This window comes from Rhizobium sp. SVR5-9E (assembly GCF_056755095.1).
On the sequence record NZ_JBNDHS010000800.1, the window covers coordinates 1 to 232 of the forward strand.

The following is a 232-nucleotide window of genomic DNA, read 5'->3' on the forward strand; positions in this document are numbered from 1 at the left end:
CCCCCCCCCCTCCCTCCAAGCAAAACACGCCCTCCCAGATGCAGCGTAGTCTCGTGGGCTCGGAGATGTGTATAAGAGACAGGCTCGGCGTCGCCATCAATGCTGCCGATGTGACTTTTGACAGTCCCGCAATTCCTGCCGCCTATTCAGCATTCCTGCCACAGACGGTAGATGTGCCTGTCTCTTATACACATCTGACGCTGCCGACGACTAGTCGAGTGTAGATCTCGGT

The 232-nt window shown here is 56.9% G+C and carries 1 protein-coding gene; it reads left to right on the top strand.

Annotation, left to right across the window (positions count from 1 at the left end):
• Positions 1-224, top strand: a 224-nt coding sequence (locus tag ACPYOJ_RS37045; RefSeq protein ID WP_481420636.1) for a hypothetical protein, incomplete at its 5' end; no start/stop codon positions are given.
• Positions 225-232 lie beyond the last annotated feature (8 nt).